Origin of the sequence: Margalitia sp. FSL K6-0131, from assembly GCF_038008735.1 — a bacterium.
GTDB lineage: Bacteria > Bacillota > Bacilli > Bacillales > Bacillaceae_C > Margalitia > Margalitia shackletonii.
Genome location: NZ_JBBOZS010000001.1, coordinates 417,864 through 437,802, shown reverse-complemented (window position 1 = coordinate 437,802; position 19,939 = coordinate 417,864). Strand labels below are relative to the sequence as shown.

Below are 19,939 nucleotides of genomic sequence, written 5' to 3'. Positions count from 1 at the left end.
AAAACCAAGTATTAAATAACGGAATAAACAGATATTTTATGTACGACTTTTAATTCCGATTAAATCTATATGTTTTACAGACTATAAATATACGATATTATGATAACGAATTCAATCTTTTCCTTTCACATTACAGAAGTCGGAATTACATGAATAATTCTGCTATAATGAATTTAAAGATTACTAGGAGGAATACAAATGTCTACAGTTCAATTATCCATGCCGATCGGTCTTCAATTAGAAATAGCTCGTTCGGGTGGTTTATCGAATGATCGTATACTAGAAATATGTAAGTCCAAGGATTTTCATGCCTTAAAATCTCTGAATCAGGATGATGAAGACTGGGAAATGCTTTTTCAATTTGCTGAAGAACATTGGGAAGAATTTAAAGAGGCTGTACAAGCTGGGTATAAATTCAAGTTTGTTACACGAAATGGCTTAAAGCATTTCATGATACATAGATATGGACTTGAAGAGGGGAAGGACTTCGAATTTGGCGATACCTATTTTGATCAAGTAAAATTGAAACCTAATCAAGTTGTTGAGCTTGAAGGGATGATTACACAAAATTGGAGAATCAAACGCCTGACTACAGAAAATAATGGGCGTCAATTAATCCGAATTGAGTTATCACGATAAGCGCCGCAGCTTCAGCGAACGTTTTTTGGAGAAGCAGAGGAAGCAGGCACTACAAAAGAAACACAAAGTTGGTAATTAAGCGGACATACGTTCCGTTAAGTAAGTCAAAACAGGTGTTTTTACGTTTTTACCGGACATACGTTCCGTTATTTAGCTAAAAACGATCATTTCCCCATAATTTTTGGCAAATAACGGATTCTGTGTCCGCAAACACCTAGAAAACAGCATTTTTTATGAGAATAACGGATTCTGTGTCCGCTAAACAAAAAAGCGCATGAATTTCAGTAACCATCCATACGCTCCCCTTTATTAATATAAATCAAACATATTAACCTCATAACCTAATTCCTTCAAATAGTTAAAAAACTGGCCACGATGATGAAAAATATGTGTTGTACTTTCCGTCAGCCACTTTGCCTGAGTATGTCCTTCCATTTCAGCTCCAAAATAAAAAGGCTTTGATTTTTTTTCAAGGAAATCCGTTTCGGAAAGTGATTCATAATATGCTTTGAAATCTTGGTATCCCTTTTTTAAAACCTCAATCAGTTCTGAAGCATTCCCAGCCTGCAATTTATTTTCTAAATGACGTATTTCCTGCTCATTTTTCTCTTGCCAAATGGCCAAATCGACAACAGGAATCTGGACAAGGTGATTGGCAAGCTCCAGCAATGTTCTCATGTTTTCACGCGGGCGATAATCCCAATCTTTTTCCTGAACCTTAGATAATAAATTGCTTATTGTACGAACAGCAACATCCCACTCAGAAAACAGTACCTCTTTCATTTTACTTACACTCATTTTTTAAAACCTCCTTTTCAAATACAATTTCGCGAAAGAAATGCAAATTCCTTCATAAACAGAAAACCCAACCATTTCGGTTGGGCAAAACATATTTATACGGTTTTCTTTCTTTTTCGGAAAATGGTTAAAACAACATATAGAACAATTACAATTACAGCAATAATCATGACTGGCTGCACATACGGTTTTGCGAGCTCATTTACTTGCTCCCAGTTTGAAGCGAGCTTATGGCCTAAATAGATGAATAAAATAGACCAAGGGATAGCAGCAAGTCCTGTATATAAAGTAAATTTCCCGAACGACATTTTCGTTATACCTGCAGGAATTGAAATGGCATGTCTTACAACTGGAACAAAACGTGCTGTGAAAACAACACCGGACCCATATTTATCAAACCACTTTTCCGCTAATTCAATATGATGTTCATGAATGAAAATGTATTTGCCAAATTTCTTAAGAAATGGTCGGCCGCCATAAGCACCAATCCAATAAATAATCATTTGAGCAATCGTTCCCCCAATAACACCAGCTATAACTGCCCCAATAAAACTGACGTTTCCTTGCGAAACAAGATAACCAGCAAAGGCAAGTACAATTTCACTTGGTATAATTTCAATAGCCAAGCCTAGTATTATTCCTACATATCCAAGACCAGCAAAAGCCTGTAATAAAGAGTGTACTATATCTCCCATTTTGTGCCTCCATTATATTGCTTTTCAAGTTAATAGACTTTCTTTTATATTCTAAAGTTCATTTTAATACACAAAATGATAGCCTGAGCCTATATGCTCAGACTTTCGAATTTATTCTATATCCCACTATGTATAGTATAACCCAAGCGTGGAAAGGAATAAAAGTTTACAAATGTGGACAAGCTGTGTCACCGTAATTACAGAACTTTGGCTATGCTTTGTATTGATTCCTTTCCCTTTCCATAAATTCCTTCGTAAACCGCAGCCACTCCCTGGCAGCAAAAGATAAATATCTATCTTTCCTCCAGATAATCCCGAGTTCCCATGGAATAACCGGATCCTTTAAAGGTATGATGGAAACACGATTTTGATCCAAGTGTCTGCAAACCGTCTCTGGCAAAAGTGCAATGCCGAGATTTGCTGCAACCATTTCGCTGATAAAATCCCATTGAGAGCTCTCATATATGATATGCGGCTGAAATCCTGTTCGAACACATTCCGTTATAATTCGATCATGAAGGGCAAAATCCTTTCGAAAAAGGATAAAATCCTCGTGTTCCAGATCCTTCAAAAGTGCCACTTCTCTTTTACTTAAAGGGTTTGTCGGATGAGTTAATAGCATTAATTGTTCCTTTACAAACGAAAAAGTGTGGAAAATATCATTCTTCGTTGGCAATACAACAACACCAAGATCGAGTATTCCATTACCAACATCTGATTCAATCTTTTTAGCTCCGTCTTCAAAAAGATGCACTGTAATTCGTGGATATTGCTTATGAAACTCCTGAATTACTCTGGGGAAAAATCGCGAACCAGTCATCGGTGGAAGTCCAATTTGAATGCTGCCTGTTTTCAACTCTACTAAATCATCTAGCTCAGAGGACAGATTTTCAAAGGATTTTATAATATTCTGGGCTTGTCCGAGCAATATTTTTCCTGCATCCGTGAGCTTGACTTGTTTACCGGATCGATCAAATAATGTAACTCCCAATTCTTCTTCGATACTTTTGACCATTTTACTAATCGTCGGCTGAGTCACATAGAGCTGCTGGGCAGCTTTTGTAAAATTACCTTGGGTTGCAACTGCTACAAAATACTGTAAATGCTGAATATCCATTTCTATCGCTCCTATAACCTAAAGGAATGGTCATCATTCTATATATTCATTTTACCTATTGTTAAAGCTGCTGTACACTTTGGATGGGGTGAAGAACACATGATGAATTTTAGTAAAGGTTTTATACAAGTAGCAATTTTAGTTGCTTTTTCTTATATAATGGACAAGCTTTCCAACTTGCTTCATATCGGAATACCTGGCACTATCATCGGCATTATCATTTTGTTTATTTTGTTAAAAACAAACATGGTGAAACTGAAATGGATTGAGATAGGAGGAAACTGGCTGCTCGCTGAATTTCTTCTTTTTTTTATTCCTTCTGCAGTCGGGGTGATTCAATACAAAAGCATGCTCTTGGATAATGGCATTAAAATCTTGATGATTATCATATTAAGTTCTGCATTAGTAATGACATGCTCCGGATTCATTGCAGAAAAAATCATGCATCGAAAGGAAGAGAAACATATATAATGGTCGGTCTATTATGCTTGCTTTTAACAATCGGAATCTATTGGGGAGCGAAGTGGTGCTATCAGTATATGAGGAAAATATACTTAACTCCGCTTCTGATTGCACCAATTCTTATTGTTACTATTTTATTATTATGCAATGTTTCCTATAGTAACTATCAAGGCGGCGGCAAATGGTTAACAGATCTTTTAAAGCCGGCAACCATTGCTTTTGCCATCCCGCTTTACAAATTTTATCCTGTGCTCAAAAAACATTTTAGCGAAATTCTTTTAAGTGTATTAACAGGTTCATTAATTTCAGTTATTGCTTCCGCCTTCATGGCTGGCTTTTTACATTTAAATAAGTCGTTGATTCACAGTATTATTCCATATTCTATTACAACTCCGATTGCCATGGGGGTTTCGTCCAAAATTGGCGGGATTCCAACAGTAACCGCCATCTTTGTGATTATAACCGGGGTTACAGGGATGATACTCGGACCTATTATCATCCGTCTATTTAGATTCAAAAGTGATGTTGCCCATGGAGTATTATTAGGAACAAGCTCTCATGGGGCAGGGACATCAAAGGCTTTAGAAATTAGCAATTCAGCAGGTGCTATTTCAAGTGTTTCGATGATCTTAGCGGCGTTGATGTCGTTTTTTATTTCGCCATTCCTTATTAACTACGTATTTCAATTATAAAAGGGCTCCTATCAAGAGCCCTTTTGTTATGTTATAAGAATTTTTGCAGCACATAAATTACTTCACAAGTTTAGCCTTTGTCTGGATGGTCAGGGTCTTATTTCGCCTTTAATTGCTTCAAATGATGCTCGTCATGCTCTATTTCACCATTTACATATTCTTGGAGTGATATTTTACGATCCTTTATCGTAAACGTCCTGGATAAATCTTCATCCTGCAGTTTGTCTAATAACATTTGCCGATATTTCAAGGCCTCATCAATGATCTCTTGAAGGGTTATTCCGGAATGAGCATACTCTTCTGCCTTCTTGTTCATTTCTTCCACTTGCTCAGCAGTGATTCCCACTAAGGTTTCCCCTTTTAACATATGGGGCAGTCGTTCCTCATAAAAGAAGCGATCCCAAAACATCATGTGCGAAATAATGGCCGCTTTCGACCATTTCCCTTCTTTATATGGCTTAAAAAAGCTATCATGTTCCTTTCCATTGATACTGTTAAGATAATCCATCCATGCTTTTAATGTTCCCATCTGTCACACCCCACTTTTTTCGTTATAAAGGAAATGATAAAATTTAATACCAGTAAATGACCTAAAAAAATGGTACACGTCTAGCTCCAGCGCCTATCGGCTAGCGGATTTCTACGTCTCCTCCCTACGATAAGTCAACATCAGCTCGTGAACTACCTCACTGTGTTTCCTTTATCTCAGTCGAAGACTCCGAAATCCGTACGCCGATGAGCAAGACGCTTTCGCATTTGTTTATTCCTTATTATTTCGCCGGAGTATCGATTTTTTCCTTGTGGGATTTTATAAAGGAAGATCCCTTTTTGAAAAAATAAGGATCGCTATAGTGTACAAAACAAGACCCGAAAATCCTAATCCGAGTGATATTGGCAGAATATCAACCGTGCCTTTTGCAATATCAGAAGGATTAAACGTTGAAAAAACGGTAAGATATTTTAACCAATCAAAATCGGTGCTCATCTTCGCTACTAAATTGATGGCAAAGAAAATAACAGAAAGACCTCCAGATACCGCCAGTGCACGTTTCTCATCGTTAAAAACACAGGAAAAGAAAAAAGAGTATCCGCTAATCACAAAGAAAAGCAGGAACCCAACTACATTCATCTGTATAAAATTGGATACGTGAAGATCATTATTTTTAATAATCATATCCGATCCAATTAGAACCGTTGCTATCGTAATAATCGTTATCAGCAATAGGCCAAAAATTAAAATGGCTGCTTGACTAATAGCAATTTTGGTCCTTGAGACAGAGGTTGAAAGCAAATATGCCATTGAGCCCCGATCCACTAAGCGAACCATTAATTGTGAGGAAAGGATGACACTATAAATCATCAAAATTAGAATAAACAACAAACCATAAAACTCCCCAGCTAAAAATCCGCTAAGATCCTTAGGCATCCCGCCGTCAAATCCGAAGGCACTTAAATATTTTTGCGGCATTTGTTTGAGTACAACATCCATGGCATTTGATTTAGCAAAGGATGGATATATAAGCATAATTAACAAAACATAAAAAGCAGATCCAATTGCATAGCTAAAAAGTGTTTTTCCATTTGTTTTTAAGGTTGATAAAAAAAGTGAGGCATTCATATTGCTTTTTCCTCCCTGTCATAGAAATGCATAAAAATCTCTTCTAGTGACTGTGCATGGATATCTAAATTATTAATCTCGCATTCTGCTAATACTTTGACAAAATGATTGTAGTCTCCTTGCACGGCAACTTTTACTCGTAGCCCGTTCTCTGAAAGGACTTCAAGCCCGGATTGCTTTACTATTTCCAGATCCTCTTTCTTTTGAACGGTAATATCGAACACTTTCCGTTGAATCGATTGAAGATGCTGAACATTTTCTACCGCTACTAATCTGCCATCCTTAATAATGCCTACTCTGTCACAGGTGCGATCGATCTCCTGAAAGATATGGGATGACATTAAAATCGTTTTGCCTTTCGATTTTTCTTCTAGGATTAAATCTATAAATAAGCTTTGCATCAATGGGTCCAATCCGGATGTCGGTTCATCAAGGATTAGTATTTCCGGATCATGCATGAATGCTGCCACAATTCCTACCTTCTGTTTCATCCCTTTTGACATTTTACGAATTGGTGTTTTCACATCAAACTGGAATCGTTCAATGAGCTCTTCCCGTTTTGTGAGATCCTTCATTCCTCGCATTCCCCCAAGTAAATCAAGGAATTGAAGTCCATTCATATTATCTAAAAAGGCGATTTCACCCGGTAAATAGCCAACATGCTTTTGAATTTCAGCGCTGTTACTCCAACAATCCAGGCCATTTATTTTAGCAAAGCCTGCTTTTGGCTTCATAAATCCCATTAAATGACGGATGGTAGTTGATTTCCCCGCACCGTTTGGTCCTAAATATCCAAATACTTCTCCTTGCTTCACCTCAAAGGACAAATCAAAAATGCCCTTACCATTTGGGAACACTTTCGTTAATTGGTTAATTTGAATTCCCATCATTAGCTCCCCTTTTTATAAAATATCAGAATTTGTAGTGAACCATTTTAGAATTGTCTAGCTCCAAGTGAAATTGGCACTTCAAATTTCACCAGCTCCTATCGGCTAGCGACTTACACCTTTCTTTTATGTTTTGAATAATATTTATTCATTGGTTTCATAATAAATCACCACTAATTGAAAATCAATATGTTTTGAATAAATTTTATTGTTTCATTACAAAATATATAGTAATCTTAATTTGAGGTGAAAGAAATGGACGGATATCAACGCAGAACGGAGAAGAAAAAAGAGAGTATAAGAAAAGCGGCATTTGAACTTTTCAGTACATACGGAGTGGAAAAAGTGAGCATTGCCGAGATTGCTAAAAAAGCGAATGTTTCTCCGGTATCAATTTATAATTACTTCGGAAGTAAAGAGGAACTGACTAAAGCGGTTATAGAGGAATTTTTTAATACAGAGATGGAAAAATTCGAAAAAATATTTCATATGGATATTCCCTTCCCAAAAAAGGTGGAAAAGGTTCTGTTTGATCGGATGGAGCTGACAAAATCCATTTCGACCGATTTTCTTAAATCCATAACCGACCCAGCGATCCAAAAAGTTATTGAGGATTGGACATATAAGAAAGCGATGCCCGCGATGATGGAGTTGATTGAACAAGGAAGACAAAGCGGCTATATCAATCCGCAAATATCCATTGAATCCATTATCCTTTATTTCCAGATCTTCACGGAAGCGATTCAGCATCCAGAGTTAATTGCTAATCAAAACAAGCAATCCATTATTGATTTAGGGGACCTTTTCTTTTATGGGTTGATTGGCAAACCAAGAGAAGATTGAAATGAGATTATATTGTAACGATATGATGAAGAAAAAGTTGAACAAATTAATACATTAACCACTATATTAAAAATGGCCATCCATTTTTTTGGATGCCCATTAATTCTACCCAACTAGTATTCTCATAAACTCATGATAGTCTTTTGCCTTGATTAATTTTTGCACGATGGAACTGCTATCAATAATTTTTCCGAGCAATTCATACATCGATTGCAAATCCTCCTGGCTATTTTTCTTCACATTGATGATACAAATAAATTGGACTAACTTTTCATTCCATTGAATCGGTTTTTTCAAAGTACAGATGGTTAAAAATGTCTGATATGACTTTGGCGTAATCGGATGGGGGAGGGCAACTAAATTACCAAAGGCCGTTGGTGCTACCTTTTCCCGTTCATAAACGGCCTCCAGAAAGGTTGGCTCCACTAACTCCATTTCCACTAATTTCTCTTGTAAAAATTCTAAAACAGCTTCTTTCGAAGTGAAATCTTCACCAAGAAACATGAGTTCAGGTCTAAAATACTGCTCCACCTCTGATGTCTGATCAGCCAATAGTTTTTCAATCTTCACTAAATCATTTTCGCCTAAAATCGCATTGATTTCTACAACCGGAACAGGTAATTCTGCTTGAATCGGAATGGAGCTAACAATAAAATCGATATCACTTAAATTATACTGCTTTAAATTATAATATTCGGTTGTACCGACAACGTCGAGTATTTCTCCGAATTGTTTTCTTAATTTATAATAAATCAACTGTGCTGTTCCAAGTCCTGAAGCACAGACAATGATACAGCGTTTAGGGCCTGATTTCAGTTTTTGCCTTTCGATCGCTGCACCAAGATGAAGCGCAAGATACCCAACCTCATTTTCATTCATTTTTGTCCCTGTTTGCTTCTCAATTGCCAGGCCGGCAACAATCCCTGCTTCAAATGCAAGTGGGTAATTCTTCTTTATCGCTTCTAACATTGGATTTCGAATATTCATTCCAAATTTATAACGATTTATTGCTGGTTTTAAGTGAAGACTTAAGGCGATGATCAACTCTTTATCATTTTTCAAATCTAGGTTGAGTTCTATTTTTATTTTGTCTAGAGCAAACATAATCATTTCAATAATTTTTTCATCCATCACCTGCTCGACGACTTTTTCACCGACACTAGATTGATTTAATATTTTTGTACCCAACAAATGAATCGCAATGTAAGCGGTCTCATCTTGAGGAAAAGTTACTTGGAATGCGACCTCAACCTCGTCGACAATTCTTTTTGCCACCTTATATTCACTTTGTCGCATTATTTCTTTCATTTCTGACTTAAACAATGTTACATGATTTCCAGTTTTAATCCGTTCATAAGCAATTCCAATATGGATAAGAAGATTATTAAGAGCGACATCTGATAAAGTTATGTTTGTCTCCTTAATTTGACGCATAATGATTTCTTGAATCTTATCCAAATCTTCTTTTGGTAATGGAGAAAAACTAAAATCTGATATCAATTCGGTGCTCCGACTATTCCGATCAAATAAATATTCTGCAATACAAAATCGCAGTTTCAGTTCATTTCCAACCGCCTTCACCCCATAATTTGGGCGTGATTCTATATGAATATCATACTTTTCTAATCTTTGCTTTACATCCTTTAAATCATTTTGAATAGTCGATTTGCTAATATACATTTCATCCGCTAAATCTTCCAATTTCAAAAATGTCTCACTTAATAATAATCGTTTAATAATATACGAAATCCGTTCCTCAGGTGATGTAGGAATATCTTTATCGTATGTTGCCTTTTCTCCAATATTCGCTTGTAAATACTTTACAAACTTTTGATTATCCAGTATCTCTAGTTTATATCCTTTTCCTCTGAATGAATGAATTCTTGCACCATGATCAGCCAGGATGGAATCAAGATTTTTAATATCCTCTCTAGTAGTTCGGGATGTAACCTGATTTACATTTGCTAAGTATGCACCCGTTGCAAGCCCGTTTACTGTCATTAATTCACGTAAGATCATGCGCATTCTATCGTTAAGCATGATGAATTCTCCTTAGATCATTCTCTTATTTATTAGCATGCCATAAACATAAGAAAATTTCTTCTATTTTCCTCTCTTTTGTGTTTCTTTGAATAAATAATTCAAGATGAAGGTTCCAGTTCTTTATGAACCAGAACCTTTCAGACATTTTACTTCATGGTATTTTTCAACCTTCTTAGATCCTAAAAACCATTATTTTCGGATACTTCCTTTATCCAATACGCACTTTTCTTCAGCGTGCGTTTTTGTGTATGAAGATCAACAGAGATAAAACCGTAGCGATTTTTATAAGCATTCATCCATGACCAATTATCCATGAATGTCCACAGATGATATCCCTTTGCATTGCAGCCCTCTTCAATCGCTTTATGCAGCCATTTTAAATGCTCACGAATAAAATCAATTCGATAATCATCTTGGATTTCTCCATTTTCTGCAAATCTTTCCTCATTCTGTACACCCATACCATTTTCAGAGATAAAGGATTCGATGTTCCCGTAATTCTTTTTCAGATTGATCATTATGTCATAGATGCCCTTTTCGTAAATTTCCCAACCACGATATGGATTCATCTTTCGGCCAGGCATTTCATATAGATCAAAGAACCATTCAGGCATGAACGGACCCTCTGTATTTGGTAAATGATCCTTCGCCTTTACTCGGCGCGGCTGATAATAATTCACTCCTAAAATATCGACCTTTCCGGCTTTTAGCAGCTCTTTGTCACCATTTTCAGTGATTGGAAGTTGATCATATTCCTGCAAAATTTGTATCAATTCCTCTGGGTATTCACCCAAAACAGCTGGATCAAGGAAGCTTCGATTAAAGAATAAATCCGCAATCCGTGATGCCTTTAAGTCTGCAGGATGCTGGCTTCTCGGATAGGATGGGGTTAGATTTAAAATAATTCCAATCTTTCCATCTTTCATGTTACATTCACGGAAAGCTGCAACTGCTTTGGCATGAGCAACCATCGTGTTATAAGCAACCTGTGCTGCACGCTTTCCATCTACTACATTCGGATAATGGAAATCATATAGATAACCACCTTCCACTGGTACAATCGGTTCATTGAAGGTAAACCACTTCTTTACACGATCCCCAAATAGCTCGAATGCAATTTTTGCGTAATATTGATATGCATCGACAACCTCTCTGCTTTCCCAGCCACCTTCATTTTGTAATTCCAGCGGCATATCAAAATGGAAAAGGTTTATAAATGGTTCGATATCGTTTGCTATCAGTTCATCAATCACATGATTATAAAAGTCAACTGCTTGTTGATTTACTTCACCACGTCCTCCAGGAATTAATCGTGACCAAGAAATCGACATACGAAAAGTGTTATGCCCGATTTCCTTCATTAATTGAATATCTTCCTTATAACGATGATAGAAATCCGATGTTGCTTCAGGACCAATATTTTCAAAAAAGCGATCTGGTTCTTGTTGATACCAGTGATCCCAAATATTTTCGCCCTTACCGCCTTCATGTGCGGCCCCCTCTATTTGTGTTGCTGACGTTGCGCTTCCCCACCAAAATCCTTCTGGGAAAATATATTTATTAGACATACTGTACCCTCCGATGCATGAATCTAAGGAAATTAGCTTCATAGATTTATGACTTCATATTTACTGTACGGTTGGTTTATTTATTTCGATAGATTTCAATAATTTCAATCGCTAAATCTCTCACTGTCATCGCAGTCATTAAATGGTCCTGTGAATGAACAAGAATAACGTTCACAGCAGCACCTTCACCGCTTGCCTCTTCCTGAAGCAACTTTGTTTGATAGCCATGGGCCTTTCCAAGTTCTGTACTTGCAGCTTGAATTAATTGATCCGCTTCTTCAAAATTTGCTTCCTTTGCTGCTTGAATTGCCTCCATCGCATTGGATCTACCGTTGCCAGCATATAAGATAATTTGGAATGCAATCTCTGTTATCGTATCCATATGTTAGTCTCCTCTAATGTGTTTGTCCTGACAGAAAATCTAAAGATGCCCTTAATTCCTAACAGGGCATCTTTGCTAACAAACGTTAGCTTGCTTTAGAATTAGATTCATATTTTTCCGTTTCATAATAATTCTTATCTAATATTTTCAAGAATGGCCACCAAATCACTGCTACTATTAAAAAGTTGATAGCCTGTAAAACCCCGCCTTGCCAAGCATTTCCTGTGGCTAAAAATCCATTCAAAACAACTGGCGTCGTCCACGGTACAATCACACCAGCTGGACGTGGAACCAATCCAGTTGACATCGCAACATACGTAACAATCGTTACAATAACCGGAGCTAAAAGCCAAGGAATAAGAACTAATGGGTTCATAATGATTGGCAAACCAAAGATGATTGGTTCATTTACGTTAAATATACCAGCTGGCCCGCCAAGCTTTCCAAGTTCTTTTACCTGTCTGCTTTTCCCAATTAAAAAGATTAAAAAGACAACAGCTAATGTCATACCCGATCCGCCCATACCGACAAGGAAGGAATCGATAAATTGTTTTGTAATAACGTGCGGCAGCTCCGTACCTGCTTGGAAAGCCTTTAAGTTGTCGTCATTTAATGCATACCAAATCGGGTCAAAGACAGAGTTGACAATAATTTGACCATGCAATCCGAAAAACCAGAAGATTTGAATTAATAGTACGGCAACAATCGTAGCTGGTAAACCGCTTCCTAAATGTGTTAAAGGCTGTTGAATAATCGTGTAAATAAAGTTCTGAACCGTGTCGTATGGTGTATAGCTGAAAAGGATACGTACTATTAAAAAGATTGTTAATGTCAAGGTAATGGGAATCAATGCACTAAATGACCTTGATACGGCATCAGGGACACCTGGAGGCATTTTAATGGTCCAATTCTTTTGAACAAAAAAGCGATAAAGTTCACTTGAAATAAAAGCTGTAAAAATTCCTAAGAACATTCCTTGTGCTCCGAGACTTGCTGTTGGAATAACACCAGTTACTTTTTCCACTACTTGCGGTGTCAAGATAAGAAAGGATGCTAACGCAACAACACCGCCATATATTGCATCAACCTTATAAAATTGTGTCAATTTATAACCTATACCGATAATCACAAATAGTCCCATGATACTTAGAGTTGCCGCAGATGCTGGTCCTAAAGCGTCCTGATATTTTGCATAGCCATCAGCGCTTATGACCTTATCAAGGAATGGAAAATTTGCAATAACGACAAAGATTGACCCAAAAATAATTAAAGGTAGCGCCACCATAAATCCGTCACGCAATGCAGATAAATAACGGTTATTATTTAACTTATCTGCAATAGGCAATAAGACATTTTCCAATACTCCCATGAATTTATTCATTTGTTTCCCCCCTAAACTTTGTTTTAATTACCAATTAGCTGAAGAGCCTTATTCAATACAGCAGCCCCATCTACACGTCCATATGCGACAGGATCAATCACATCCAATGGAATACCGACTTCCTCCGCAACTTTGGTAAATTTCCCCTTTAAGAACCTCATTTGTGGTCCAATTAATAAGACATCCGCTTTTTTTATATCCTCAAAAGCTTTGTCTTGGGCAACAGCCCAAATTTCCGTTTCAATTCCCTTTTCAGCCGCTGCTTCTTTCATTTTTGATACTAATAAACTTGTTGACATACCGGATGAACACGCTAACAAAATTCTTTTCATGATGATTTCCTCCTAAATAGTTAGTCATTTATAATTGAAATTAAGAATTATCTGATAGTCCTATAGTAGTATATAAGCGTTTACAATAACACATATTGTTTTTCCGTTAGGTAACGGAAATCCGTGCATAAAGGAACTTCATTCCTATATTTCAATCACAACTTGACCAATTTTTCATTCCTGAATTGTGAGAAATGAAAAATAAAAAAAGCTCTCACAAACTGTGAGAACCCTTGAAGTTGAAGTCCTTTTCTTGTCATCAATACTTGTAGACCGTACCTGTAAACACTCTTTTTTGACTCAAACAGACTCGAGATGCTCAAATGAATTTAAACTTCCATCTTATCTACAAATTTTCTTAGCATTAGTTATGATTGTTGTTCTTCCTGATTATAATAATCAACTCCATACATTGCACCTTCACTTAACATTTGATGATCTTCAAAATCATAAGGGTCTGAATGTCCCACCTTTGTTAATGAAGATTTTTTATGTTTCATTTTTGTAATCCAGGAGTCTGCTTTTACCTTTGCATTTTGAAGCATTACACGTGCCTTTTGACGATTATTCTTGGAGGACAAATACGAGATCCCTGCTATACCAATACCCGCCAGAACCGCTTTGTTGATACTGCTAATTTTCGTCATAATATCTTCCTCCTTGTCCATTTTCTTTTATTTACCCCGTTTTTCCACGAATCATGCAGAAATTCACAAAAAAGTTCAATTAAACTTACTTACTTTTAGTAAGCAGTAAAAAGGTGTATAATAGGAAATAAGGTTTAATCAATGGATTATCCTTTTAGGAGGTGTAACAAGGATGGAAGGATTTAGTCTATGTCCTAAATTTGAAAAGGCATTTCAGTTATTGGGCAAACGATGGGTCGGTGTAATTATTCGCGTGCTCATTGAAAGACCAAAAAGATTTAATGAAATTGCTGATCAAATTCCACATATAAGCCAAAAAATGCTTTCAGACCGTCTTAAAGAATTGGAAGCAGAAGATATAGTCGTTCGGGAGGTTTATCCGGAAACCCCAGTTCGGATCGAATATCGTTTAACAGACAAAGGTCATGCTATTATGCCTGTCTTAGATGAAGTACAGCATTGGGCGGATAAATGGATATGTGTTGAATAGGTGGAACCCTTTTTGAAGGGTTCTTTTTTTATTTTTGATTCTGATGTTTGCGAATTCTTAATTTTATAAATTAACTTAATATATTTTAGTTATTGACTAACTATTTGTAAGTAACTATAATAAAAACTGTTAAATGAATTTGAACATTTAAGGAGGAAAATATAGATGAGTGCTTTAGCGAGTTTAGGTTTACTATTAATTCGAGTTATTTTAGGTGCATCCTTTGCAGCACATGGCTCCCAAAAATTATTTGGATGGTTTGGCGGCCATGGTCTTGCAGGTACAGGCGGTTTTTTTGAGTCCATTGGAATCACACCCGGAAAAACGATGGCATTTCTTGCTGGTTTAGGCGAACTAGTTGGCGGATTGCTTTTTGCTTTTGGTTTATTGACTCCAATTGGAGCTATTTTAATTGCCCTCACAATGATTGTAGCTATCGCAAAGGTACATGGCCCAAATGGCTGGATTAAACCAAATGGATATGAATACAATTTATTATTAATCGTTGTAGCTATTGGTGTTGCGTTAGTTGGACCTGGGACATACGCAATTGATGCGTTAATATTTTAATGACTGAAACCTCTCTAATTTGCAGAGAGGTTTTTTGTCCTTTTATTTTAAAATTAAAACTTTAGAATCATCCCGATAGTTCTTTCATATATTAAATGGGGTTTGAAAATATACAGAAAAATAGGGGGTTTTTTCGTGGGGGTAACAATAAAGAAATCTAATCTTCTTGCAGTAATCTTAGCCGTTTTTATTTTTGCTGCAACAATGTTACTAGTGCCTTTTTCGAAGGCATCTGCGTCAATTAATTACGGGGAAGAAGTAACTGCAGTCGCTCAGCTTTATAATGGGGCAAAATTTAAATATGGAGGAACTACTCCTAAAGGTTTTGATGCAAGTGGTTTTACCAAGTTTGTATAAAAAGATGCAGCAACAGAAATGGTCATTCCACGCACCAGTGCTGACCAATATAAAATCGGCAAACCCGTGAAGCTAAAAGAGTTACAACAAGGTGATCTTGTTTTCTATGCAACTGGTGAAAAGAAAGGCAAGGTTTCCTTCGTATCCATCTACATTGGAGATGGAAAATTCATCGGTGCAACATCTAAAGGTGTTAAAGTAGTGAAAATGTCTGATAAATATTGGAAAGCTCGCTTTATTGGTGCAAAAAGAATTGTAAAATAAAAGTGGGTGTCAGGCACCAGATTAGAACGATTATAATCTGGTGCCTGACACCCTTTCATTATTGTTTTAGTATGCTTTTGCCCAGTAAACAAGGTGCTTAGCTTCTTCCCCACAGCATACACATTTATCGGCGAGATGCTCTTGTTCGAATGGCATACAGCGGGAAGTTGCAGCAGTTTCTTCTTTGATGAAGTTTTCGCACGCTTCGCTTCCACACCACATAGCTTTAATAAAGCCTGGATTTTCAACTAAATTCGTTTTAAATTCATCCATGTTGTAAGCAATAGATGTTTTTTCTTCACGGTGCTTTTTCGCTTTTTCGAATAAATTGTTTTGAATTTCTTCAAGCAACGCTGGAATTTTTGTTTCTAGTTCATTGATTGGTACAATGATTTTTTCACTTGTATCACGTCTTGCCAATACAACTTGACCTTTTTCAATATCCTTAGGTCCAATTTCTAAACGGACAGGGATACCTTTCATTTCATACTCATTGAACTTCCAGCCCGGCATTTTATCGCTTGCATCAATATCAACACGAGCAACTTTGCTCAATTGGTCTTTCAATTCATATGCCTTATCTAAGACGCCTTCTTTATGCTGTGCGATTGGCACGATCATTACTTGTTTTGGTGCAATTCTTGGTGGTACAACAAGACCGCGGTTATCCCCATGAACCATGATTAATGCGCCGATTAGTCGAGTTGTAATACCCCAGGATGTTTGATTTACCGTTTGGAGCTTGCCATCTTTATCTGTGAACTGGATGCCAAATGCTTCTGCAAATCCTGTTCCTAAATGATGGGATGTCCCTGATTGAAGTGCTTTTCCATCATGCATTAGGCTTTCAATGGTTAAAGTAAACTTTGCACCAGCAAATTTTTCTTTCTCCGTTTTTTGCCCTTTCAATACCGGTACAGCCAGATAGTTTTCTACAACCTCTGCATATACCTCTAGCATTTTGCGAGTTTCCTCTGCTGCTTCTTCTTCTGTAGCATGACATGTATGTCCTTCTTGCCATAAAAATTCTAGCGAGCGCAAGAATGGTCTTGTTGTTTTTTCCCAACGAACAACATTTGCCCATTGATTATAAAGCTTTGGCAGGTCACGGTAAGAATGAATAATATTTGCATAATGTTCTCCAAATAAAACTTCGGAAGTAGGTCGAACTACTAGAGGCTCTGCTAATTCTTCTGATCCGCCATGTGTTACCAATGCAACTTCTGGAGCAAATCCTTCAATATGATCTTTTTCTTTTTGAAGCAAGCTCTGAGGAATTAGTAATGGCATATAAACATTCTCATGCCCTGTCTCTTTAATTCTACGGTCCAAAACGCTTTGGATATTTTCCCAAATCGCATATCCGTAAGGGCGAATAATCATGGACCCTCTTACAGATGAGTAATCTACTAAATCAGCCTTTTTGACAACATCTGTATACCATTGTGCGAAGTCGTCTTCCATTGCCGTGATTTCTTCAACAAATTTTTTATCCTTTGCCACGTCATTTCTTCCTTTCGAATTTAATATAAACGCAAAAAAGCCTCGAGTCCAAAAAGGGACCGAGGCCTGGTGGTACCACCCTTATTTACAGCTAAAGAGAAGCTGTACACTTTGCTTGATAACGGATATTTCCGCATGTATCTTAGTTTAAATCGATACAGAACTCCAAGGCAGGTTCAAATGCAGTCTTTAGAAATCTTTCACCAATTGATTTCCTCTCTATAAAAGACGAAAAACATTTTACTAATCCTTTTCAACGTTTCATTATAATTTTTTATTAATATATTCATTTTTTTGGCAAATGTCAAGTTGTAATTTTATTATACAATATAAACTTTAAAGCATATCACCTGTATAGAAAGAACTCGCAAGTTGGTTAAAGTCATAATCTCTCAGTTCTTCAAGTGTAATATTGGCATGTGCACCTTCATGCACCATTAGATTACTGTTTTCACCAACATGTATTAAAATTACAGGCTTCCCAGTAGCAAAAGCATAACCGAGTTCCCAGGCTGTTCCACTGTCTGAATAGTTACCATGGTAGATACCTACAACTATTTCAGACCACTTAATATATTTAATGTCTTTCATAAATGTTTCAATGGACCATTGACGTGAACCAACCTCAACTTGTTTGTCAATTGGATTTCGGAACGGTGAGAACACTTGCAATCCCTTTTCTGCTAAAATTGCCTCAACCTGCTCCAAATATTCCATCTCTTTTTCATTAAAAAATGGACTAGCTAAATAGACTCTTTTCACTTTTCGCCCCCCTGTAGTTCCCTGAGATTATATTACCTTAAATTACATATAAATAATTGTTTTTCCAAGTTGAATTATTTCTAACCTAATTTACTTTAAGCGGATTATCTCGTTTGGTCTTAAAATAAAGTCGTAATACGTTTATTATGAACTGTTCAAAAGGTATCTTTTAAAATTATTTTCCGAGAATATTTTCTAATGCATCATTTAAATTTGAATATTGAAAGGTGTAGCCATGCTTCCTCGCAAGTTCCGGTAGAACACGCTGTCCCTTTAATATCATATCACTCATTTCACCCAACCCAAGTTTCATAGCAACGCTTGGAACAGGCAGCCAGTGCGGGCGACTTAAAACCTTACTAATTGTCTGACCGAATTCCTTCATTCGTACAGGATTAGGTGCCGTAATATTCATAGGGCTATTAATATTAGGATGAGTAATTGCATAAGCGATCATTTGCACCGCATCATCAACATGTACCCAGGAAATCCATTGTTTTCCGTTTCCCATCGTACCACCAACACCTAATTTGTAGGGTAGGACCACTAATGGCAATGCTCCCCCATCTCCAAGAATGACACCAAATCTTGTGAAAACCGTTCGAACATTTAACTCTTTCACCTTCCCCGCTTCCCTTTCCCACTCTTTTACAACGCTGGCTAAAAAATCATTTGCATCGCTCCGGCTATTTTCTGTGTAAGTTTCCGTTTCCGACATCCCATAATAGCCAACTGCCGAAGCATTAATGAGAACCTGTGGCTTTTTTTCCAGATTGGCAATAATCCTATAAATTTCTTTTGTTGTATTTAATCTACTGGAGAGAATTCTTTCCTTCTTCGCTTTTGTCCATCGGGAACCACTTATGGATTCACCCGCTAAATGAATGATGGCGTCTACACCTTTAAGCTCCGCTTCCGGATGATTGCCTTTATTCATCCACTCGACCATTTTTACACCTTCTAGTTTTTGGTGCCCATCTAAGCTTCTTGTTAAGATGGTCACCTGATGTCCATTATTTATAAGATATATTTGCAGTCTTTTTCCTAAAAACCCGCTTCCGCCTGAAATAACGATATGCATATGACACCTCGTAATGTTTATTTCTGTTAAAAATAATAAAAGCAGACAATCCATCAGATGTCTACTTTTATGAGTAAGAATATTACATTGAAACCCCGCCTGAGGCAGCAGTATTTTTCACTTTTCCTGATTTTGCACTATTCCTTCTGTTTGTATCTAATCGTTTTTCAAGCCTCCTAGCAACTAGCGATAAGGCATAATTTACGACAAAATACATAAGGATTGCCAAAATAATACTCGGGATAACGTAGTTAACATTTCCACTATATATACCCTTCACATTATGCAGAAGCTCCGGCAAGGCGATAATGATAGCAAGGGAAGTGTCTTTTAGAAGTGAAATAAATTGACTCACTAACGGAGGGATCATTCGCTTAAGCGCTTGCGGCAAAATAATGAACCTCATTGTTTGAATGTATGTTAGCCCCGAAGAGCGAGCCGCTTCAATTTGACCTTTTTCGATAGAATTTAGACCACTTCGGACAATTTCACAAATCATCGCTGATTCAAAAATCGTTAACGCAACAATGGCGGCTGACTTAATTTCAAATTTGATTCCGATTTCCGGCAAGGCAAAATAAACAAAAAAGATGATTAGCAGAAGTGGGAGATTTCGGATAATCTCTACCACTAATAAGACGATATGTGATACGACGGGAATTTTGGAATAACGTAAAATCCCTAATAAACTTCCTATCGCAAAGCTTAATATAATAGAAATAAAAGCAACCTCTAATGTAACAGCGAACCCTTTCAACATATACAGCAGATTTCCTGCTTGATAAGCACCTGCAAAATCCATTTTTTC

The 19,939-nt window shown here is 36.9% G+C and carries 24 protein-coding genes and 1 other annotated feature; of the genes, 8 read left to right on the top strand and 16 right to left on the bottom strand.

The window, feature by feature from the left end:
• Window positions 1–198 precede the first annotated feature (198 nt).
• Window positions 199–639 (top strand): hypothetical protein, encoded by a 441-nt coding sequence (locus NSQ59_RS02250; RefSeq protein WP_055738056.1) that lies wholly within the window; start codon window positions 199–201, stop codon window positions 637–639.
• A gap of 309 nt (window positions 640–948) precedes the next feature.
• On the opposite strand, the gene NSQ59_RS02245 is transcribed toward NSQ59_RS02250, so the two are convergent.
• The 3 genes from NSQ59_RS02245 to cidR all read right to left on the bottom strand — a co-directional run bounded on the left by NSQ59_RS02245 (window position 949) and on the right by cidR (window position 3,249).
• Complete coding sequence (locus NSQ59_RS02245) at window positions 949–1,437, bottom strand: DinB family protein (protein ID WP_055738055.1); 489 nt, start codon at window positions 1,435–1,437, stop codon at window positions 949–951.
• A gap of 95 nt (window positions 1,438–1,532) precedes the next feature.
• Window positions 1,533–2,132: a DedA family protein gene (locus NSQ59_RS02240; RefSeq protein ID WP_055738054.1), complete on the bottom strand. Its 600-nt coding sequence runs from the start codon at window positions 2,130–2,132 to the stop codon at window positions 1,533–1,535.
• A 211-nt stretch (window positions 2,133–2,343) separates the two neighbouring features.
• Window positions 2,344–3,249 (bottom strand): cidABC operon transcriptional activator CidR, encoded by a 906-nt coding sequence (cidR, locus tag NSQ59_RS02235; RefSeq protein WP_055738053.1) that lies wholly within the window; start codon window positions 3,247–3,249, stop codon window positions 2,344–2,346.
• A 99-nt stretch (window positions 3,250–3,348) separates the two neighbouring features.
• Between cidR and NSQ59_RS02230 the strand changes: the two genes are divergently transcribed.
• Together NSQ59_RS02230 and NSQ59_RS02225 are read left to right on the top strand one after the other, a co-directional pair.
• Window positions 3,349–3,720 carry a CidA/LrgA family holin-like protein gene (locus tag NSQ59_RS02230; protein ID WP_340828886.1) on the top strand — a complete coding sequence of 124 codons (372 nt, stop codon included), beginning with the start codon at window positions 3,349–3,351 and terminating at the stop codon, window positions 3,718–3,720.
• Window positions 3,720–4,403: an LrgB family protein gene (locus NSQ59_RS02225; protein WP_055738051.1), complete on the top strand. Its 684-nt coding sequence runs from the start codon at window positions 3,720–3,722 to the stop codon at window positions 4,401–4,403. The genes NSQ59_RS02230 and NSQ59_RS02225 overlap by 1 nt, the downstream gene beginning before the upstream one ends.
• 97 nt (window positions 4,404–4,500) lie before the next feature.
• Here NSQ59_RS02225 and NSQ59_RS02220 read toward each other — a convergent pair whose 3' ends face one another.
• From NSQ59_RS02220 to NSQ59_RS02210, 3 genes are all read right to left on the bottom strand, one after another.
• Window positions 4,501–4,932: a DinB family protein gene (locus NSQ59_RS02220; protein WP_055738050.1), complete on the bottom strand. Its 432-nt coding sequence runs from the start codon at window positions 4,930–4,932 to the stop codon at window positions 4,501–4,503.
• 279 nt (window positions 4,933–5,211) lie between these two features.
• Window positions 5,212–6,021: an ABC transporter permease subunit gene (locus NSQ59_RS02215; RefSeq protein WP_055738049.1), complete on the bottom strand. Its 810-nt coding sequence runs from the start codon at window positions 6,019–6,021 to the stop codon at window positions 5,212–5,214.
• A complete protein-coding gene (locus NSQ59_RS02210) occupies window positions 6,018–6,908 on the bottom strand; it encodes an ABC transporter ATP-binding protein (RefSeq protein ID WP_055738048.1) in 891 nt (296 codons plus the stop codon). Before NSQ59_RS02210 ends, NSQ59_RS02215 begins: the two co-directional genes overlap by 4 nt.
• A gap of 255 nt (window positions 6,909–7,163) precedes the next feature.
• Here NSQ59_RS02210 and NSQ59_RS02205 point away from each other — a divergent pair, with 255 nt between their 5' ends.
• A complete protein-coding gene (locus tag NSQ59_RS02205; RefSeq protein WP_340828882.1) occupies window positions 7,164–7,751 on the top strand; it encodes a TetR/AcrR family transcriptional regulator in 588 nt (195 codons plus the stop codon).
• A 105-nt stretch (window positions 7,752–7,856) separates the two neighbouring features.
• Here the strand turns inward: NSQ59_RS02205 and NSQ59_RS02200 are convergent, their stop codons facing one another.
• The 6 genes from NSQ59_RS02200 to NSQ59_RS02175 all read right to left on the bottom strand — a co-directional run bounded on the left by NSQ59_RS02200 (window position 7,857) and on the right by NSQ59_RS02175 (window position 14,104).
• Window positions 7,857–9,791 (bottom strand): BglG family transcription antiterminator, encoded by a 1,935-nt coding sequence (locus NSQ59_RS02200; RefSeq protein WP_340828880.1) that lies wholly within the window; start codon window positions 9,789–9,791, stop codon window positions 7,857–7,859.
• A gap of 182 nt (window positions 9,792–9,973) precedes the next feature.
• Complete coding sequence (locus NSQ59_RS02195) at window positions 9,974–11,362, bottom strand: glycoside hydrolase family 1 protein (protein WP_340828879.1); 1,389 nt, start codon at window positions 11,360–11,362, stop codon at window positions 9,974–9,976.
• 76 nt (window positions 11,363–11,438) lie between these two features.
• Window positions 11,439–11,744 (bottom strand): PTS lactose/cellobiose transporter subunit IIA, encoded by a 306-nt coding sequence (locus NSQ59_RS02190; protein ID WP_055738044.1) that lies wholly within the window; start codon window positions 11,742–11,744, stop codon window positions 11,439–11,441.
• 85 nt (window positions 11,745–11,829) lie between these two features.
• Window positions 11,830–13,125 carry a PTS cellobiose transporter subunit IIC gene (celB, locus tag NSQ59_RS02185; RefSeq protein ID WP_340828876.1) on the bottom strand — a complete coding sequence of 432 codons (1,296 nt, stop codon included), beginning with the start codon at window positions 13,123–13,125 and terminating at the stop codon, window positions 11,830–11,832.
• A 23-nt stretch (window positions 13,126–13,148) separates the two neighbouring features.
• Window positions 13,149–13,457 (bottom strand): PTS sugar transporter subunit IIB, encoded by a 309-nt coding sequence (locus NSQ59_RS02180; protein ID WP_055738042.1) that lies wholly within the window; start codon window positions 13,455–13,457, stop codon window positions 13,149–13,151.
• Window positions 13,458–13,825: 368 nt separating this feature from the next.
• On the bottom strand, window positions 13,826–14,104 hold the full coding sequence (locus NSQ59_RS02175) for a hypothetical protein (protein ID WP_055738041.1): 279 nt from the start codon (window positions 14,102–14,104) through the stop codon (window positions 13,826–13,828).
• Between the two features lie 172 nt (window positions 14,105–14,276).
• Here NSQ59_RS02175 and NSQ59_RS02170 point away from each other — a divergent pair, with 172 nt between their 5' ends.
• The 4 genes from NSQ59_RS02170 (at window position 14,277) to NSQ59_RS02155 (ending at window position 15,785) form a co-directional block, all read left to right on the top strand.
• Window positions 14,277–14,594 carry a winged helix-turn-helix transcriptional regulator gene (locus tag NSQ59_RS02170; protein ID WP_055738040.1) on the top strand — a complete coding sequence of 106 codons (318 nt, stop codon included), beginning with the start codon at window positions 14,277–14,279 and terminating at the stop codon, window positions 14,592–14,594.
• Between the two features lie 165 nt (window positions 14,595–14,759).
• Entirely contained in the window at window positions 14,760–15,164 is a 405-nt protein-coding gene (locus NSQ59_RS02165) for a DoxX family protein (RefSeq protein WP_055738039.1), read from the top strand.
• Between the two features lie 135 nt (window positions 15,165–15,299).
• Window positions 15,300–15,521, top strand: coding sequence for a hypothetical protein (locus NSQ59_RS02160; RefSeq protein WP_340828873.1), 222 nt, complete (start codon window positions 15,300–15,302; stop codon window positions 15,519–15,521).
• Between the two features lie 18 nt (window positions 15,522–15,539).
• Window positions 15,540–15,785: a C40 family peptidase gene (locus NSQ59_RS02155; RefSeq protein ID WP_340828872.1), complete on the top strand. Its 246-nt coding sequence runs from the start codon at window positions 15,540–15,542 to the stop codon at window positions 15,783–15,785.
• Between the two features lie 66 nt (window positions 15,786–15,851).
• Here the strand turns inward: NSQ59_RS02155 and proS are convergent, their stop codons facing one another.
• From proS to NSQ59_RS02135, 4 genes are all read right to left on the bottom strand, one after another.
• Window positions 15,852–17,249 (bottom strand): proline--tRNA ligase, encoded by a 1,398-nt coding sequence (proS, locus tag NSQ59_RS02150; RefSeq protein WP_055741092.1) that lies wholly within the window; start codon window positions 17,247–17,249, stop codon window positions 15,852–15,854.
• Between the two features lie 90 nt (window positions 17,250–17,339).
• Window positions 17,340–17,554: a binding site (T-box leader), on the bottom strand.
• A 70-nt stretch (window positions 17,555–17,624) separates the two neighbouring features.
• Window positions 17,625–18,050 (bottom strand): nucleoside 2-deoxyribosyltransferase, encoded by a 426-nt coding sequence (locus tag NSQ59_RS02145; RefSeq protein WP_055738038.1) that lies wholly within the window; start codon window positions 18,048–18,050, stop codon window positions 17,625–17,627.
• A gap of 175 nt (window positions 18,051–18,225) precedes the next feature.
• Entirely contained in the window at window positions 18,226–19,131 is a 906-nt protein-coding gene (locus NSQ59_RS02140; protein ID WP_340828870.1) for a TIGR01777 family oxidoreductase, read from the bottom strand.
• 82 nt (window positions 19,132–19,213) lie between these two features.
• Window positions 19,214–19,933, bottom strand: coding sequence for an amino acid ABC transporter permease (locus NSQ59_RS02135; protein WP_055738036.1), 720 nt, complete (start codon window positions 19,931–19,933; stop codon window positions 19,214–19,216).
• Between the last annotated feature and the right edge of the window lie 6 nt (window positions 19,934–19,939).

Excerpts from the sequence above, each read along its gene's own strand:
- NSQ59_RS02250 (WP_055738056.1), top strand. The coding sequence starts at position 199 with ATGTCTACAGTTCAATTATCCATGCCGATCGGTCTTCAATTAGAAATA.
- NSQ59_RS02245 (WP_055738055.1), bottom strand. The coding sequence starts at position 1,437 with ATGAGTGTAAGTAAAATGAAAGAGGTACTGTTTTCTGAGTGGGATGTT.
- NSQ59_RS02240 (WP_055738054.1), bottom strand. The coding sequence starts at position 2,132 with ATGGGAGATATAGTACACTCTTTATTACAGGCTTTTGCTGGTCTTGGA.
- cidR (WP_055738053.1), bottom strand. The coding sequence starts at position 3,249 with ATGGATATTCAGCATTTACAGTATTTTGTAGCAGTTGCAACCCAAGGT.
- NSQ59_RS02230 (WP_340828886.1), top strand. The coding sequence starts at position 3,349 with ATGATGAATTTTAGTAAAGGTTTTATACAAGTAGCAATTTTAGTTGCT.
- NSQ59_RS02225 (WP_055738051.1), top strand. The coding sequence starts at position 3,720 with ATGGTCGGTCTATTATGCTTGCTTTTAACAATCGGAATCTATTGGGGA.
- NSQ59_RS02220 (WP_055738050.1), bottom strand. The coding sequence starts at position 4,932 with ATGGGAACATTAAAAGCATGGATGGATTATCTTAACAGTATCAATGGA.
- NSQ59_RS02215 (WP_055738049.1), bottom strand. The coding sequence starts at position 6,021 with ATGAATGCCTCACTTTTTTTATCAACCTTAAAAACAAATGGAAAAACA.
- NSQ59_RS02210 (WP_055738048.1), bottom strand. The coding sequence starts at position 6,908 with ATGGGAATTCAAATTAACCAATTAACGAAAGTGTTCCCAAATGGTAAG.
- NSQ59_RS02205 (WP_340828882.1), top strand. The coding sequence starts at position 7,164 with ATGGACGGATATCAACGCAGAACGGAGAAGAAAAAAGAGAGTATAAGA.
- NSQ59_RS02200 (WP_340828880.1), bottom strand. The coding sequence starts at position 9,791 with ATGCTTAACGATAGAATGCGCATGATCTTACGTGAATTAATGACAGTA.
- NSQ59_RS02195 (WP_340828879.1), bottom strand. The coding sequence starts at position 11,362 with ATGTCTAATAAATATATTTTCCCAGAAGGATTTTGGTGGGGAAGCGCA.
- NSQ59_RS02190 (WP_055738044.1), bottom strand. The coding sequence starts at position 11,744 with ATGGATACGATAACAGAGATTGCATTCCAAATTATCTTATATGCTGGC.
- celB (WP_340828876.1), bottom strand. The coding sequence starts at position 13,125 with ATGAATAAATTCATGGGAGTATTGGAAAATGTCTTATTGCCTATTGCA.
- NSQ59_RS02180 (WP_055738042.1), bottom strand. The coding sequence starts at position 13,457 with ATGAAAAGAATTTTGTTAGCGTGTTCATCCGGTATGTCAACAAGTTTA.
- NSQ59_RS02175 (WP_055738041.1), bottom strand. The coding sequence starts at position 14,104 with ATGACGAAAATTAGCAGTATCAACAAAGCGGTTCTGGCGGGTATTGGT.
- NSQ59_RS02170 (WP_055738040.1), top strand. The coding sequence starts at position 14,277 with ATGGAAGGATTTAGTCTATGTCCTAAATTTGAAAAGGCATTTCAGTTA.
- NSQ59_RS02165 (WP_055738039.1), top strand. The coding sequence starts at position 14,760 with ATGAGTGCTTTAGCGAGTTTAGGTTTACTATTAATTCGAGTTATTTTA.
- NSQ59_RS02155 (WP_340828872.1), top strand. The coding sequence starts at position 15,540 with ATGGTCATTCCACGCACCAGTGCTGACCAATATAAAATCGGCAAACCC.
- proS (WP_055741092.1), bottom strand. The coding sequence starts at position 17,249 with ATGGAAGACGACTTCGCACAATGGTATACAGATGTTGTCAAAAAGGCT.
- NSQ59_RS02140 (WP_340828870.1), bottom strand. The coding sequence starts at position 19,131 with ATGCATATCGTTATTTCAGGCGGAAGCGGGTTTTTAGGAAAAAGACTG.
- NSQ59_RS02135 (WP_055738036.1), bottom strand. The coding sequence starts at position 19,933 with ATGGATTTTGCAGGTGCTTATCAAGCAGGAAATCTGCTGTATATGTTG.